Here is a 15,359-nt window from a genome sequence, read left to right as displayed (position 1 = left end):
CTTTATCAGTTAGAGGGTACCGCAAACCTTGTCAGCCAGCTCCTGAGGGAACTGCATTGACAGCATGATGTGTTCGACCATGCTTCGTTTGCGATCTGTGTTGGTGTTGGTGATCACCCAATACGGTGTGCCGGGAATATGTTGTGGCTTGGTATGGGTGCCATTCTGTATCAGGGTCTGCTGATTGCCTGCAAAGTAGACGCGCGTGCGGCCAAGCAAGGAGTCGGTCGCGGCGGCAAATGCCTTGGGATCCTGATTGTATAAAGTCGACAAAATCAGCATAAAACGATTCACCGCTTTTTTCTGCTCGGCGTATTCGTCAGACAACATCAGCTCGCGAACAGCGCGAACGCGATCCTGCGGGCGGGATTCAGCCTTTACCGGTGCGGCTTCTTTCGAAACGCTCCCGGCTGCTACTGCAACTGCAGGTGCACTCTGACCAGCAGTAAATTTAAGCATACGGCGTAAAATGTCAGAGGCGCTTTCACCAATATGCTGAGTGTGGCTGGCGATATAGCGGTATAGCTCTTCGTCGACTTCAATAGTTTTCATCTTGATCCAATACAATTATTGCTGATAAGAGCCGGACTGCACGGAACCTGTTGAGGACGCGTGCCGGATAATCCAGCTCTAACACGAGGATTATAAAGTTAAATCCTGCCGGGGAGTAGCGCCAGCCCCTGATACCAGCAAAAGTCAGACTATGCCGCAAAAAGTTTTGCGGGACTTCACTGGCCGTCGAAGCAGGAAAAAGTAAATCTATGATACCCTAACCCCTGGTTTCAACAGTAAGAACTTTGTTATGAAATTGAATGCCCGCTTGCAATCTGAACAATCTGTTACCTCTGACACGCCCGTGGTTTTACTGCATGGCCTGTTTGGCAACCTGGATAATCTCTCCGGGCTGGCAAGAGGCTTAAAAGACGACTGTCGTCTGGTGCAGATGGATCTTCGTAATCATGGCTTATCCCCGCGTAATGAGAGGATGGATTATCAGGCTATGGCAGAGGATGTCCTTGAAACCCTGGATAACGAGGGGATAGATCGTTTTTCAGTGATTGGCCATTCGATGGGCGGGAAAGTGGCGATGGCGTTAACTTCACTGGCACCTGAACGCATTGAGCAGGTAGTGGTGATAGATATCGCCCCTGTCGCCTACCCGGAGCGTCGACACGACGCCATTTTTGCCGCTCTGAAAGCAGTAACCGATGCCGGTATAACTGTGCGTAGCGATGCAGCGGCCCTGATGCGTGAGACGCTGGAAGAAGAAGGCGTTATTCAGTTTCTGCTAAAATCTTTCCATCAGGGAGAATGGCGATTCAACGTGCCGGTACTCTGGGAATGCTACAACCGGATTATTGGCTGGCAGCCGTTACCCGCAGGGTCACAACCCATATTATTTATCCGTGGCGAACTTTCTCCTTATCTCGCCGATGAGTACCGTGACGCGCTGCTTGCCCAGTTCCCTCAGGCCCGTGCCCATGTGGTAACCGGTGCCGGTCACTGGGTTCATGCTGAAAAACCTGATGCTGTTTTGCGCGCAATTCGACGTTTTTTTGCGCTGTAAAAACAAATGTTTCCTGAGATGGCTAAAACGTTGTCGTCATGACTTTCACTGGGGTATGATGGCGCGCTTTAAATTTGTCGCAGCACGAATTTCAGCCGACATCAGGCCTGAACCATCGAACTCCAGCCTTTCAGTATCACGATTCTATGGCAAAAGAAAACACGGACCGCACCACGATCGATCTGTTCGCAGATGACCGTCGCCCGGGACGACCTAAAACTAATCCGCTTACGCGTGATGAGCAGTTGCGTATCAACAAACGTAACCAGCTCAAGCGCGATAAAGTGCGGGGACTGAAACGCGTTGAGCTGAAAATGAACAGCGACGCAGTGGATGCCCTGAATGAACTCGCTGAGCAGCGTAATATGAGCCGCAGTGAGTTAATAGAAGAAATGGTTATGGCGCAGCTGGCCGACCAGAAGCGCTAAACAGCATCAGCTTACCGGCTGTCCGGCATCTGCCGGTGAAGCACAAAGCGACAAAAGCGGGCGGATTACTCATTTATCCCCCTGGAGCTGTCTGCTATCATTGCCGGTATCTGTAGTGAGCAGCCTTTACCCCATCATTGAGATTCAAGAGGTTAGTAAGTCATGGCAATCGTAGGCATTTTCTTTGGCAGCGATACGGGCAATACAGAAAACATTGCAAAAATGATCCAGAAGCAGCTCGGTAAAGAGGTTGCTGAAGTTCAGGATATCGCTAAAAGCAGCAAAGAAGACCTTGAAGCCTTTGATATTCTGCTGCTCGGTATCCCAACCTGGTATTATGGTGAGGCCCAGTGCGACTGGGATGATTTCTTCCCGACGCTGGAAGAAATTGATTTCAATGGCAAACTGGTAGCCCTGTTTGGCTGTGGCGATCAGGAAGATTACGCAGAATACTTCTGCGACGCGATGGGCACCATCCGCGACATCATCGAGCCTAAGGGTGCGGTTATCGTGGGTCACTGGCCAACAGAAGGTTATCATTTCGAAGCCTCTAAAGGGCTGGCGGATGATACCCATTTCCTTGGCCTGGCCATTGATGAAGATCGCCAGCCAGAACTGACCAGCGAACGTACCGAAAAGTGGGTCAAACAAATTTTTGATGAGCTCCAGCTGCAAGAAATCATTGAAGCTTAAGGAGTGCGGCCTGTTGTGGGACATATCTCACATCAGGCCAGTGATTTTTCCTATAGAAGTAATAGGCACATTTTTGTAACTTTCATCTGCAAAACTGTAGAATATCGCCATCGGTCACCCCGCTTTCTCAATGTCTTCGCCCTGCTGGCGATGACAGAGCGAAATGTTCACCCAGCGCTTGCTCTTCCGGACGTAACGACTTTCATCATTACCTCCCTCAACAGTGACGCATCGCCGGTAGTATTCATTTCGAAGTATCAGATCTATAATGAGACGTTTAGCTTTTCGCGTCGACCGATGTTCATGGCTTTTCAGCCACACAGTGACTAGCAAAGTAACAGGACAATATCCGCATGACTGACAATAACACCGCATTAAAGAAGGCCGGCCTGAAAGTCACGCTTCCCCGACTGAAAATTCTGGAAGTGCTTCAGGAACCTGAGGGCCATCATGTCAGTGCGGAAGACTTGTACAAGCGCCTGATAGATATGGGCGAAGAAATTGGTCTGGCGACGGTTTACCGCGTTCTGAACCAGTTTGATGATGCGGGGATCGTTACCCGTCATAATTTTGAAGGCGGCAAGTCCGTTTTTGAACTGACTCAGCAGCATCACCACGATCACCTCATTTGCCTGGACTGCGGTAAAGTGATCGAGTTCAGCGATGAATCTATCGAAACTCGCCAGCGTGACATCGCTACGCGTCACGGTATTAAGCTCAGTAACCACAGTCTGTACCTTTACGGTCACTGTACCACTGGCGATTGCCGCGAAGACGATACCCTGCACGACAAGTAATCTGCACTAACAGTAAAAACCGGTGAACTTCACCGGTTTTTTTTTGCCCTTCTTAAAGCTTCTCTACCCTGCTGAAGCGTTCGCCGGCTTTATTCACCGTGCGCAACCACACTTTGCCTTCCACCTGTGGCTGATGCCCGGCCTCATAAAGCTGCCAGGTTTTCCCTTCATCCAGACTGTACTGCACAGCCAGGCCCGGTAATGCCGTATTGACCTGTAACTTACCCTTGACGATTTTACCGCCCGGTAAAGGTAAGCGATAAGCTATGCCAGCCTTGTCCAGCTTCGCCAGTTCACGCTGGCCCAGCAGATTGGCAAATCGCTGCCAGTCCTGGCGCTGAGCGTCCTGATCCACAAAGTGAGTTTTACCACCGATATACTCTTTCCCTGCTTTGTAATCCTGCTCCCAGTCAGCCCGATGCCAGGCTCGTTCCGCAACGGAAAGGACGCGAGGGAAAATCATATATTCCATCTGCTGGTCGGTACGAACCGTTTCGCTCCACAACTGAGCGGAAAGCCCGGTGGCTCCAGGCCAGGCTTTGTCCGATTTTGCACTGAAATTTTTGCCATCGCGATCGACCGAGGTCTCGGCATTTTGCGGCAGGTTATCCGGTGCGAAGCCGAAAACTTTACGTTCATCACTGAAGCGGGTGCCCCAGTAATAGCCACGCTCAAGAGGATTAACCTCATACGGGAAGTCCATATAGAGATAATCAGGATTTGAAACAATCACTTCGTAGCCTTTGTTTGCCCAGTCATTGGCCGAGTCAAATCCTCCCCAATAGAGGGTATCCCAGAAGTTCACCGCAACCTTTTCGGTGGCAAAAGCGTTAGCATCCCTGGCATCTTTCAGCCCATCCTGCCATGCCTGCATCTTGCCGATGCCATGCGCGTTAACCTGCTGACTGACTTTCACCGCAAAATAGCTCGGCAGGTGGCCAAGATCGGCCACTTTCCCCTCTTTAATCATCTTCTGACAAACCTGGGATTTCGCCCACGGCTGATCTTCCTTGCTCATGTCCAGCAACCCGGTGCCGGCAACCGGTTTTTTGATGTCAGAGTAACCCGCGCCAAATCGGATATTTTTCGCTTCATCTCCGCCGAAATGCCAGGTCTGAAGCGGCTGCCCGGCCGCCTGGTGCATAGCCTGAATCTCACTGATGATTTTATCGGTAAAGCGTAATGAAGAGGTCAGGCAGGGATTCAGATAGCTGGTGCGATTGTAGAGCTGAACCGAAGTGGTGTTTGAGTTATCGGTGGGATCGACAAGCCTGTAGGCCGTGGCTTGCTGGGTTTGACCTGCTTTCATCAGGCGATCGTAGCGTGCCTCCATTGAGACCACGGCAGCCCGGGCATGGGCAGGCATATCGATTTCGGGAATAACCTGAATGCCGCGCGCATCTGCATATTTCACGATGTCGATATAATCCTGGCGGCTGAAGTGGCCGCTACCATTGTTATCGCTCTGCGGGCCCGATCCAAGTTGCGGCAGCAGGCAACGCTTTTCACTGAGGTCATGGCAACGTTTAGATCCCACGTCAGTTAATTCAGGCAGGCCTGGAATTTCAATACGCCAGGCTTCATCATCGCTGAGATGAAAATGGAACACGTTGATTTTCCAGCCAGCCAGCTGATCCAGCATGCGGATCACCGCCTCTTTGCTGTGAAAGTTGCGTGCAACGTCAAGATAGACGCCGCGATACGGGAAACGCGGGGCATCAGTCGCTTTCAAGGTAGCGATTTGCAGGCTTCCATCAGCCGGGATCAGTGAGAGTATGGACTGCAAGCCGTAAAATACCCCGCTCTGGTCATACCCTGTGATTTCCGCTCTTTCTTTGCTGATTGTCAGCGTGTATCCCCCCGCAACAGCAAGACTTTCCGCCTGTGCCTTTTCTATGCGGGTGGAGATTTCATAACCCGCCGGTTGTTCTTTTAAGCCGAGTTGGGCAAAACGTTGCTGAACGGCTTTAGCTTTGCCAGCCGACAAGCTGTCCAGCTTCAGAACCACCCCGCCAGAGAGATCCACATCATCGGCAAAGACTTCAACTTTCATGGGGGTAGGGAGTATTTGCCCACGCAGTGCAGAGGAATTGAGCCGGGTAATATCGCTGTTCTTATCGAAACGGCTGTCGGCATTCATCAGCACATTTTGATCGTCCGCCGTCCGTTTCCACTGTTTACCGAAAGGTTCGACAAAGGTGGTGAGATCCTCAGTATCCGTACTGACAATAATCTTTGGCGTGGCTTCGCCGGAGGTCACATACCAGCGCGGCATCACATCAGTAATAAACAGCTGCCAGTATTCGTTGATGATGGGGATATCAATTGATTCACCTGCCGCGATGCCCTGGAATTTTTCAGTGGGTTCGAGGCGGGTGAGATCCCCGACGATATGTACGATTCGAAACTGTTCGCTGTCGACTTTCAGAGTGGCATGAACGTTTGACATATAAATAGCCCAGTCTTTGCTGTTAAAGGCCGGACCTGGGTTGGTTAAAGTAATAGTTGCACGGTTGCAGGAGGCCCAGTCAGCGCCCAGTGCGGCACAATCTACCCCGTTCTGTGCCGCCTGGTTATCGGTCACCCGATACTTCACACCAAACTGACTGACCTGATCAACTACCTGCTGATCGGCAAGCGCTGCCCCGCTATCCAAAGCTGAGGCCAACGCGATCGTAATAAGAGTGGCTTTGAACTTGTTCATCCTTTTTCCTTATCCTTTAGTCCTGTGCTTGCTCAGAAGAGAGTGAAAGGGGCAATCACGATAAACTTCACGTCTTTTTCATCCTGGAAGATATTGCCGTAACCACCGCTGTAGCTCGGCAGGTCGCTGTGGTTATCAAAGCGGGTGTAATGGAGTTTGAAAGAGGTGCCTTTGGCTATCCCCTGCTGCACCGTGTAAAGCAGGTCCATGTTCCAGGCTGACTCTTTAAGGCGGCGGTTCTGGTCCCAGGCTGAATGGTTAGCAGGACGGGCATCCCAGCCATAAGCGTAAGAAGTCCCTATCGCCCATCCCGGCAGGTTCCAGTTTTTAAGGTCATAGAGGATCCCGGCGAACAGCGCTTTTTCGCCATTAGCATTGAAATCAGATCGGGAATCCCACCACACATCAAGCCGGCCATTGGAAGTGGCATAACCCGGCGTCATGCGCTGTAAAAAAAAGCCCTGATTCCCGTCGGCTTTCACCCAGGTCCCTTCCAGCCGTAAATCGAACGGCCCGGCGGTATAACCCAGCGTGACTGCCTGTAGCCAGGCTAACCCGTCGTAGACATCATTGATGTTTGCCGCGCCACCCGACTCTTTGTCTTTGGCCCCGTAAAACTGCCAGCTGGTCTGGAGTTTGTTCGCTGCGATCGGGAAGCCATAAGAGACTTTGGTAAAATACTGATCCATGTAACTGGCAGCCTGACCAAACGCTGCCTCCAGTATCAGATCATTTTTAAAATCGTATTTCATGCCAACAGAATGCAGCCAGCTAATATCGGTCTGGCCGTCGGCTTTACGGAAGTGATAAGTATTCTGATACCAGGGAGCCTTATAAACATCGCTCCACATCCAGGAGAGTGACAAGGCGCCAGCATCAGCAAAATCATATTTCAGCCCTGCTTCTGCCCCACGATAGGTACCCGGTAAAAAACTCCAGTGAGGCGCGAGCAATGTTTGTCCCTGAGGCTGTAAATAACCCACCCTCAGCCAGTAATCGTTTACCTTGAATTTCACGGCGGCTTTATAAATACTCGCGCCATTTTTATCTCCGGTCCACTTTTCATCCCAGCGATTTTTCGCATCGCTGAACCCAATTTCATCAGGGGCAGCAGGCCCGCTGTTGGACATTTCCAGCGCGCCCATTACCGCCAGATCAAGACCAATAAAATCGGCTAAATAACCTGACGAGAAATCAAGGTTTGCATTAAATGTGGCGTGATGAAGATTTTGTTGATACTGATTGTATTTATCGCTGTCAGGATTAAGATCTTTGCGTTCACGGTGGCGTTGCCAGTAATAAATCCCACCGGTTAACGTGGCATCGTCAGTGAAGCCTGCTGCACCCGCCGTGGGCGCAAGGAACAGCGTTGACAGGGCGGTAACACAGGCGAGTGTGCCCGTAAGCGGATAGCGTAACGAGGTAAATAAAGACATAACAATCCCCTCTTCCATAAGAGTCATAGTCAGATATAAATATTAGTTATTTACAGTAGTCCCCTGTAGCCTGGCTCATTAAAGATGATATTTTTCGCGACGCGAATTATCAATATCTATTTCAGCAATTATTGGCGAAATATGACGACCAACACAAAAAATGGCGTATTACGCCAGGAGTATTCATGGATTAATCGAGACCTGCTGAGGAATTATTGCATTAGTTCACTTATCGGCAACAATAATAACTAAATATATTTCTCACCAGGAAATAACGTAATTCTGTGGCATCTGCATATTCGGAATAAATTATTAATGAGGTTAACTTTTCATCTACATATGCAGTTTATTAATTTGATAAACTCAAAAAAAAACGCGACCCAAAGGCCGCGTTTATAATGCTTTACTGAAAAAGGTTACTCGCCAATTTTAGCCCAGGTATCTCTCAGGCCAACCGTACGGTTAAAGACGAGACTGCTGGCGCTGGAATAGCGGGTGTCAGCACAGAAGTAGCCTTCACGCTCAAACTGATAAGGACTGCTGGCTTCTGCTTTCTGTAAACCAGGTTCCACAAAGCCCTGACGGATGACCAGAGATTCCGGATTGATGGTCGTCAGGAAATCTTCCGCTGCACCGGGGTTTGCCACGCTGAACAGACGGTCATAAAGACGGAATTCAGCAGGTAACGCATGAACGGCAGAAACCCAGTGGATCACGCCTTTCACTTTACGGCCATCAGCAGGATCTTTGCTCAGCGTATCGACGTCGCAGGTGCAGAACAGGCAGGTGATATTGCCCTCTTCATCCTTCGCCACACGCTCGGCTTTGATCACGTAAGCATTACGCAGACGCACTTCTTTACCCAATACCAGGCGCTTGTAGTGCTTGTTGGCTTCCTCGCGGAAGTCAGCGCGATCGATATAAATTTCGCGGCTGAAAGGCACTTCACGCGTTCCCATCTCCGGTTTATTCGGATGGTTTGGCATGATGATAGTTTCATCGTGGTTCGCAGGCAGGTTTTCAATTACCAGCTTAACGGGATCCATTACCGCCATTGCACGCGGCGCGTTTTCATTCAGATCGTCACGGATACAGGATTCCAGCGACGCCATCTCAACGATGTTGTCCTGCTTGGTCACCCCAATACGGCGGCAGAATTCACGGATGGAACCAGCAGTATAACCACGACGACGCAGACCAGACACGGTCAGCATGCGCGGGTCGTCCCAGCCTTCAACAACCTTCTCGGTTACCAGCAGGTTCAGCTTACGCTTGGACATGATGGCGTATTCCAGGTTCAGGCGAGAAAACTCGTACTGACGCGGATGGACCGGAATAGTGATGTTATCCAGTACCCAGTCGTACAGGCGGCGGTTATCCTGAAACTCCAGCGTACAGAGTGAATGAGTGATCCCTTCCAGCGCATCGGAAATGCAGTGGGTGAAATCATACATTGGATAGATGCACCACTTGTTGCCTGTCTGATGATGCTCGGCAAACTTGATGCGGTAGAGGACCGGATCGCGCATCACGATAAAGCTTGAAGCCATATCGATTTTTGCACGCAGGCAGGCTGTGCCTTCGGCAAATTCACCGTTACGCATTTTTTCAAACAGCGCGAGGTTCTCTTCCACTGTACGGTCGCGGTAAGGGCTGTTTTTACCCGGTGCCGTTAAGGTGCCGCGATATTCACGGATCTGCTCGGGGCTTAACTCGTCAACGTAAGCCAGGCCTTTGTTGATCAGCTCAACCGCGTAATGATGCAGTTGATCGAAATAGTCAGATGAGTAGCGAACGTTGCCGCTCCACTCGAAGCCCAGCCACTGCACGTCATGCTTGATAGACTCGACAAATTCCAGGTCCTCTTTGACCGGGTTAGTGTCATCAAAACGCAGGTTGCACTCGCCCTGATAGTCTTGCGCAATGCCGAAATTAAGGCAGATAGACTTGGCGTGGCCAATGTGCAGATAACCATTCGGTTCCGGCGGGAAGCGGGTATGCACGCTGGCATGCTTACCGTTCGCCAGATCTTCGTCGATGATCTGACGAATAAAGTTAGTTGGGCGGGCTTCAGCCTCACTCATCTTAATTTCCTCAGTAATGCTTAGCATAAGTAGTGCGTGAAATAACGGAGTATGATCCACAAAGCCGTGAAGGGAAACAACCGTTTGTTGGGGGAATACGATAAAAAAAGGGCGGGAATCACTTCCCACCCTTTTATTGACACCCAAACAGAGGTCAGCCTTTGATATCGTACAGTCGGCTCTCACCCGCCACGACGGTTTCTCCTGCCACCAGCGTGATGCCGTTGAAGTCATCAATATTGCTGACGACCACCGGGCTGATCATCGAGCGGGCATTGGCATTAAGGTATGCCAGATCCATCTCAAGAACAGGCTGCCCGGCAGTGACTTTCGCGCCTTCGTCAATCAGACGGGTAAAGCCTTTACCTCCCAGCGCCACGGTATCCAGCCCCATGTGCACCACAATCTCAACCCCTTTCTCTGTCTCCAGGCAGAAAGCGTGGTTGGTATTGAAGATTTTCACCAGGGTACCCGCAGCCGGTGAAACCACAGTGCTGCTGGTAGGCTTGATGGCCAGGCCATCACCCACGGCCTTACTGGCAAAAGCTTCATCCGGAACGGCTTCAAGGGCTACCACTTCACCGCTGACAGGTGCAACCAGGGTGGCAACGATCCCTCTGGCGGCCACAGGCACGGCCTGAGGAGCAGCTGCACGCGGCGGAGTGACTGTTGTTGTCTCTCCAGACAGCGCAGCAACCGGACCTTTAGCGATGATTCTCTTCATCACATCGGCAATGGATTCAGCCTTAGCTCCGACAATCACCTGAACAGTCTGTTTATTGAGTTTTACCACGCCTGAAGCACCCAGGCGTTTACAGGCTGCATCATTGACCAGGCTGGCATCTTTCACTGAAAGGCGAAGACGGGTAATACAGGCATCGATCACTTTCAGATTGTCAGAACCGCCCACGGCCACAATATATTGCTGAGATAACTGCGCCAGTCCTTCCTCGGTATTGCTGTTTGCCTCACTCTCTACCGGCACTTCCGACACGTCTTCACGGCCAGGGGTTTTCAGATTCAGCATGCGGATCATCGCAGTAAACACGACGAAATAGAGACCAAAAGCAACCAGACCCATCACCAGCAGTACCCAGACGTTTTTGCTGGCTGCGGGGAGGTTGTACATCAGTGCATAGTCAATCGCACCGGCGGAGAAGGAGAAGCCCGCATGAATGCCAAGTGAGGTGGCTATATAGAGGCTTATTCCTGTCAGCACGGCATGGATCAGATACAGCATCGGCGCCAGGAACATGAACAGGAATTCCAGCGGCTCGGTAACCCCGGTCAGGAAAGCCGTTACCGCCACGGAAAGCAGCATGCCACCTACCATCGGACGACGTTCTTTAGGTGCAGCCAGGTACATTGCCAGCGCAGCGCCCGGCAGACCAAACATCATGATAGGGAAGAAGCCCGACATGAACATGCCTGCTGTACCATCACCGGCATAGAAACGGTTGATATCACCGTGGAACACAGCACCTGCGGCATTGGTAAACTCGCCGATCTGGAACCAGGCGATGGTGTTCAGCACCTGATGCAGACCGGTTGGGATCAGAAGACGGTTCACAAAGCCGAAGACACCCGCGCCGAAAGCGCCTTCAGACACGATCCACTCACCGCCAGCATGAATGGCGTTCTGCACCGGTGGCCAGACGTAACCTAAGATAGCCGCCAGGACCAGACAGAAAAACCCTGTGGCGATAGGAACGAAACGCCTGCCCCCAAAGAAGCTCAGGAAGTCCGGCAGTTTAATGTCTGACCAGCGGTTGTAAGTGGCACCAGCAATCAATCCGGTGATGATCCCGGCCAGCACACCCATATTGATCGCCGGGTTAATGGTGACCATTGCTTTAGTCAGAATGAAATAACCTACTGCACCGGCCAGCGCTGCAGCACCGGCGTTATCCTTAGACCAGGTTGATGCCACACCGATAGCAAAAATCAGCGCAAGGTTATCGAAAATTGCCCCACCGCCCTGCGCGATAAATGGCATGTTCAGTAAATCGGGTTGGCCGAAGCGTAACATCAACGCTGCAACCGGTAAGACCGCGATTGGAAGCTGCAAAGAGCGGCCTAATCGTTGAAAAAATCCTAATATATTCACTATTCCCCCTATGAGACGCGTTTAAGCGCCAGTAGCCGTCTTCTGTTTTTATCACGGCTGGTCGGTTACTTAATGACAGTTAAACCACGGTACGGAGTGTAAAAAGAAATTAATTCGCTTCGCAAATTAAAAGCGTTAAATCTGTGACTTTTATCACCTAAATACACACAACAGTCACCATGCATCTGGCTATCCCCTCAAACTTATTTTATGATTCGAATTATCAATACGGATTAATCCCTCGTGGATACCGGCCAGGACGCGTTACGCTTTAGATGACCTGTCCGTAGAACTCTTTTTTAACATTTATATGAGGTGATATATGAGACTGATTCCTCTGGCTACCCCGACCCAGGTTGGAAAATGGGCCGCCCGCCACATCGTCAATCGCATCAATGCTTTTAACCCCACGGCAGATCGCCCTTTTGTACTCGGTCTGCCGACCGGTGGCACCCCACTGGAAGCTTACAAGCATTTAATCGATATGCATAAAGCAGGCCAGGTCAGCTTTAAACATGTCGTCACCTTTAACATGGATGAGTATGTCGGCCTGCCTAAAGAGCATCCGGAAAGTTACCACAGCTTTATGTACCGCAACTTTTTCGATCATGTTGATATTCAACCCGAAAATATCAACCTTCTGAATGGTAATGCACCTGATATTGACGCAGAATGTCGCCAGTATGAAGAAAAGATCCGCTCCTACGGTAAAATTAATCTGTTTATGGGCGGTGTAGGCAATGACGGTCATATTGCTTTTAACGAACCAGCCTCCTCTCTGGCTTCACGCACCCGCATTAAAACTCTGACTCACGATACCCGCGTAGCGAACTCTCGCTTCTTTGATGGCGATGTGGATCAGGTTCCAAAATATGCCCTGACGGTCGGCGTGGGTACACTATTGGATGCGGAAGAGGTGATGATTCTGGTTATTGGTCATATCAAAGCTCAGGCGCTTCAGGCGGCGGTGGAAGGCAATGTCAACCATATGTGGACTATCAGCTGCCTTCAACTGCATGCCAAATCCGTGGTGGTTTGTGATGAACCCGCCACCATGGAACTGAAAGTTAAAACTGTTAAGTATTTCCGCGAAATGGAAGCGGAAAACATGAAAAATCTGTAAGCCATATGGGTAACAGTCGGGAGATAATTATGTACGCTTTAACCCATGGCCGCATCTATACCGGCCAGGAAATACTGGATAATCATGCCGTTGTCATTGCTGACGGCCTGATTGAGCGCGTATGCGCATTAAGTGATCTGCCAGCGGGCGTAACCACACGTAATGTGGGTGGCGCAATAATTGCTCCCGGCTTCATCGATCTCCAGCTCAACGGCTGTGGGGGTGTGCAGTTCAATGATGATATCGAAGCCCTGAGCGTCGAAACACTGAATACTATGCAGCAGGCGAATGAGAAGTCCGGCTGCACCAGCTTTCTGCCTACGCTGATTACCAGCACTGATGAGATGATGAAGCGTGCGGTTGATGTGATGCGCGCTTATCTGGCGCAAAACGCAAACAAGGCGCTGGGATTACACCTTGAAGGGCCGTGGCTCAGCCCAAGAAAGCCCGGAACGCACAATCCTGCTTTGATTCGCAAACCCGAACAGCCGCTGGTTGATTTTCTCTGCGCCAATGCCGATGTCATTACCAAAATCACCCTTGCACCGGAACAGGTAGAGACGAGGGTGATTCGTCAATTGAGTGAAGCTGGCATCATTATTTCTGCCGGGCATTCGCATGCAACGAACGAGGAAGCCCGCATCGGAATTGCTGCAGGCGTGAGCTTCTCCACCCATCTTTATAACGCCATGCCAACCATTACCGGTCGCGAACCCGGTTTGATCGGAGCGCTGTTTGATTCACCAGATGTTTACTGCGGCATCATTGCAGATGGTTTACATGTTCATTACGCTAATATCCGTAATGCTAAACGTATCAAAGGCGACAAACTGATCCTGGTCACCGATGCCACCGCACCAGCGGGCGCGAACATTGACCAGTTCATTTTTGCAGGAAAAACAATATACTATCGCGATGGACTCTGCGTTGATGAGCACGGGACGCTCAGTGGCTCTGCCCTGACAATGATTGAAGCTGTAGCGAACAGCGTCGAACATGTTGGCATTTCACTGGATGAAACGCTGCGAATGGCAACGTTGTATCCAGCACGGGCTATGGGCATGGAGAAAACGTTAGGCTCTGTTCAGGCCGGAAAAGTGGCTAACCTGACGGTTTTCACCCATGACTATAAAATAATCCAGACTATCGTTAATGGTGACGAGGTCTTAAGCGAGTAGATACAGAATGACCACTGGCGGCCAGGCTCAAATAGGAAATGTCGATCTTGTTAAGCAACTCAACAGTGCGGCCGTTTACCGGCTTATCGATCAGCAAGGACCGATTTCGCGCATACAGATTGCTGAACACAGCCAGTTAGCCCCCGCCAGCGTCACTAAAATTACCCGCCAGCTGATAGAGCGCGGGTTGATTAAAGAAGTGGATCAGCAGGCCTCTACCGGAGGCCGTCGCGCTATCTCAATCATTACTGAAACCCGCGGTTTCCAGACCATCGGCGTTCGTCTTGGCCGCAGTGATGCGACCCTGACCCTGTTCGATCTCAGCGGAAAATCTCTGGCCCAGGAGGACTATGCCCTGCCAGAGCGCACCCAGGAAACGCTGGAAAACGCCCTTTTCACAGCCATCACCAGCTTCAGTGAACAACACCAGCGCAAAATGCGGGAGCTGATTGCAATTTCCGTTATATTGCCAGGCCTGGTCGACCCCAATAACGGCATTATCCGTTATATGCCCCATATTCATGTGCACCACTGGCCGCTGGTGGCCAATCTCGAAAAGCGTTTTAACGTGACCAGCTTCGTAGGACACGATATCCGCAGCCTGGCCCTGGCTGAGCACTACTTTGGTGCATCACGAGACTGCGCCGACTCTATTTTAGTGCGTGTCCACCGGGGCACCGGGGCCGGGATTATTGCCAATGGTCATATTTTCCTTGGCAGTAATGGCAACGTTGGCGAGCTGGGCCATATTCAGGTCGATCCCCTGGGTGAGCGCTGCCACTGTGGGAATTTCGGCTGCCTGGAAACCATTGCGGCTAACGGCGCGATTGAAAACCGGGTGCGCCATCTGCTCACTCAGGGCTATCCAAGTTCGCTGAGTCTTGATGACTGCCATATGCCGCAAATCTGCAAAGCCGCCAACCGTGGCGATGCGCTGGCCGTGGAGGTGATTGACTATGTTGGCCGTCATCTGGGCAAAGCCATCGCCATTGCCATCAACCTGTTCAATCCGCAGAAAGTGGTCATTGCCGGAGAAATTACGGAAGCCGAAAAAGTGCTGCTGGCAGCCATTGAAGGCTGTATCAATACGCAGGTTCTGAAAGCTTTCCGTAAAAATCTCCCGGTGGTACGCTCTGAAATCGATCATCGTTCAGCCATTGGCGCTTTTGCGCTGGCTAAACGTGCCATGCTTAACGGCATCCTGTTACAACATTTACTGGAAGGTTAATGAGCGCTAAGACC

The 15,359-nt window shown here is 51.0% G+C and carries 12 protein-coding genes; 7 read left to right on the top strand and 5 right to left on the bottom strand.

Annotation, left to right across the window (positions count from 1 at the left end):
* Nucleotides 1-9 precede the first annotated feature (9 nt).
* Nucleotides 10-552, bottom strand: a complete 543-nt coding sequence (gene seqA / locus VRC33_RS06915; RefSeq protein WP_338562177.1) for a replication initiation negative regulator SeqA — start codon at nucleotides 550-552, stop codon at nucleotides 10-12.
* Between the two features lie 250 nt (nucleotides 553-802).
* Here seqA and ybfF point away from each other — a divergent pair, with 250 nt between their 5' ends.
* The 4 genes from ybfF (at nucleotide 803) to fur (ending at nucleotide 3,485) form a co-directional block, all read left to right on the top strand.
* Nucleotides 803-1,567, top strand: a complete 765-nt coding sequence (gene ybfF, locus VRC33_RS06910; protein ID WP_338562175.1) for an esterase — start codon at nucleotides 803-805, stop codon at nucleotides 1,565-1,567.
* A 146-nt stretch (nucleotides 1,568-1,713) separates the two neighbouring features.
* Entirely contained in the window at nucleotides 1,714-1,995 is a 282-nt protein-coding gene (gene ybfE / locus VRC33_RS06905; RefSeq protein ID WP_338562173.1) for a LexA regulated protein, read from the top strand.
* A 162-nt stretch (nucleotides 1,996-2,157) separates the two neighbouring features.
* On the top strand, nucleotides 2,158-2,688 hold the full coding sequence (gene fldA, locus VRC33_RS06900; protein ID WP_338562171.1) for a flavodoxin FldA: 531 nt from the start codon (nucleotides 2,158-2,160) through the stop codon (nucleotides 2,686-2,688).
* Between the two features lie 353 nt (nucleotides 2,689-3,041).
* Nucleotides 3,042-3,485, top strand: a complete 444-nt coding sequence (gene fur, locus VRC33_RS06895) for a ferric iron uptake transcriptional regulator (RefSeq protein ID WP_338562169.1) — start codon at nucleotides 3,042-3,044, stop codon at nucleotides 3,483-3,485.
* A gap of 52 nt (nucleotides 3,486-3,537) precedes the next feature.
* On the opposite strand, the gene VRC33_RS06890 is transcribed toward fur, so the two are convergent.
* The 4 genes from VRC33_RS06890 to nagE all read right to left on the bottom strand — a co-directional run bounded on the left by VRC33_RS06890 (nucleotide 3,538) and on the right by nagE (nucleotide 11,816).
* Nucleotides 3,538-6,189 carry a beta-N-acetylhexosaminidase gene (locus VRC33_RS06890; RefSeq protein ID WP_338562167.1) on the bottom strand — a complete coding sequence of 884 codons (2,652 nt, stop codon included), beginning with the start codon at nucleotides 6,187-6,189 and terminating at the stop codon, nucleotides 3,538-3,540.
* Nucleotides 6,190-6,221: 32 nt separating this feature from the next.
* Complete coding sequence (locus tag VRC33_RS06885) at nucleotides 6,222-7,625, bottom strand: OprD family outer membrane porin (RefSeq protein ID WP_338567570.1); 1,404 nt, start codon at nucleotides 7,623-7,625, stop codon at nucleotides 6,222-6,224.
* Nucleotides 7,626-8,041: 416 nt separating this feature from the next.
* The gene (gene glnS / locus VRC33_RS06880) at nucleotides 8,042-9,709 is read right to left on the bottom strand and encodes a glutamine--tRNA ligase (protein ID WP_338562165.1); all 1,668 of its coding nucleotides are present in this window, start codon (nucleotides 9,707-9,709) and stop codon (nucleotides 8,042-8,044) included.
* A 154-nt stretch (nucleotides 9,710-9,863) separates the two neighbouring features.
* Entirely contained in the window at nucleotides 9,864-11,816 is a 1,953-nt protein-coding gene (gene nagE / locus VRC33_RS06875) for a PTS N-acetyl glucosamine transporter subunit IIABC (protein WP_338562163.1), read from the bottom strand.
* Between the two features lie 322 nt (nucleotides 11,817-12,138).
* On the opposite strand from nagE, the gene nagB reads away from it, so the two are divergent.
* From nagB to VRC33_RS06860, 3 genes are read left to right on the top strand one after another with little or no spacing between them, the layout of a single operon-like run.
* Complete coding sequence (nagB, locus tag VRC33_RS06870) at nucleotides 12,139-12,939, top strand: glucosamine-6-phosphate deaminase (protein ID WP_338562161.1); 801 nt, start codon at nucleotides 12,139-12,141, stop codon at nucleotides 12,937-12,939.
* A gap of 29 nt (nucleotides 12,940-12,968) precedes the next feature.
* Nucleotides 12,969-14,117, top strand: a complete 1,149-nt coding sequence (gene nagA / locus VRC33_RS06865; protein WP_338562159.1) for an N-acetylglucosamine-6-phosphate deacetylase — start codon at nucleotides 12,969-12,971, stop codon at nucleotides 14,115-14,117.
* Nucleotides 14,118-14,124: 7 nt separating this feature from the next.
* Nucleotides 14,125-15,345, top strand: coding sequence for an N-acetylglucosamine repressor (locus tag VRC33_RS06860; RefSeq protein WP_338562157.1), 1,221 nt, complete (start codon nucleotides 14,125-14,127; stop codon nucleotides 15,343-15,345).
* The last annotated feature ends 14 nt before the right edge of the window (nucleotides 15,346-15,359 follow it).

The organism is Erwinia sp. E_sp_B01_1 (genome assembly GCF_036865545.1).
In the GTDB taxonomy this organism is placed as follows: Bacteria; Pseudomonadota; Gammaproteobacteria; order Enterobacterales; family Enterobacteriaceae; genus Erwinia.
The sequence above is the reverse complement of the archived record's forward strand: the minus strand, read 5'-3'. Positions and strand labels throughout refer to the sequence as shown.

Coding starts and splice junctions, on each gene's coding strand:
- nagA (WP_338562159.1), top strand. CDS start 12,969: ATGTACGCTTTAACCCATGGCCGCATCTATACCGGCCAGGAAATACTG.
- ybfE (WP_338562173.1), top strand. CDS start 1,714: ATGGCAAAAGAAAACACGGACCGCACCACGATCGATCTGTTCGCAGAT.
- VRC33_RS06885 (WP_338567570.1), bottom strand. CDS start 7,625: ATGTCTTTATTTACCTCGTTACGCTATCCGCTTACGGGCACACTCGCC.
- nagB (WP_338562161.1), top strand. CDS start 12,139: ATGAGACTGATTCCTCTGGCTACCCCGACCCAGGTTGGAAAATGGGCC.
- fldA (WP_338562171.1), top strand. CDS start 2,158: ATGGCAATCGTAGGCATTTTCTTTGGCAGCGATACGGGCAATACAGAA.
- glnS (WP_338562165.1), bottom strand. CDS start 9,709: ATGAGTGAGGCTGAAGCCCGCCCAACTAACTTTATTCGTCAGATCATC.
- ybfF (WP_338562175.1), top strand. CDS start 803: ATGAAATTGAATGCCCGCTTGCAATCTGAACAATCTGTTACCTCTGAC.
- VRC33_RS06890 (WP_338562167.1), bottom strand. CDS start 6,189: ATGAACAAGTTCAAAGCCACTCTTATTACGATCGCGTTGGCCTCAGCT.
- VRC33_RS06860 (WP_338562157.1), top strand. CDS start 14,125: ATGACCACTGGCGGCCAGGCTCAAATAGGAAATGTCGATCTTGTTAAG.
- fur (WP_338562169.1), top strand. CDS start 3,042: ATGACTGACAATAACACCGCATTAAAGAAGGCCGGCCTGAAAGTCACG.
- seqA (WP_338562177.1), bottom strand. CDS start 552: ATGAAAACTATTGAAGTCGACGAAGAGCTATACCGCTATATCGCCAGC.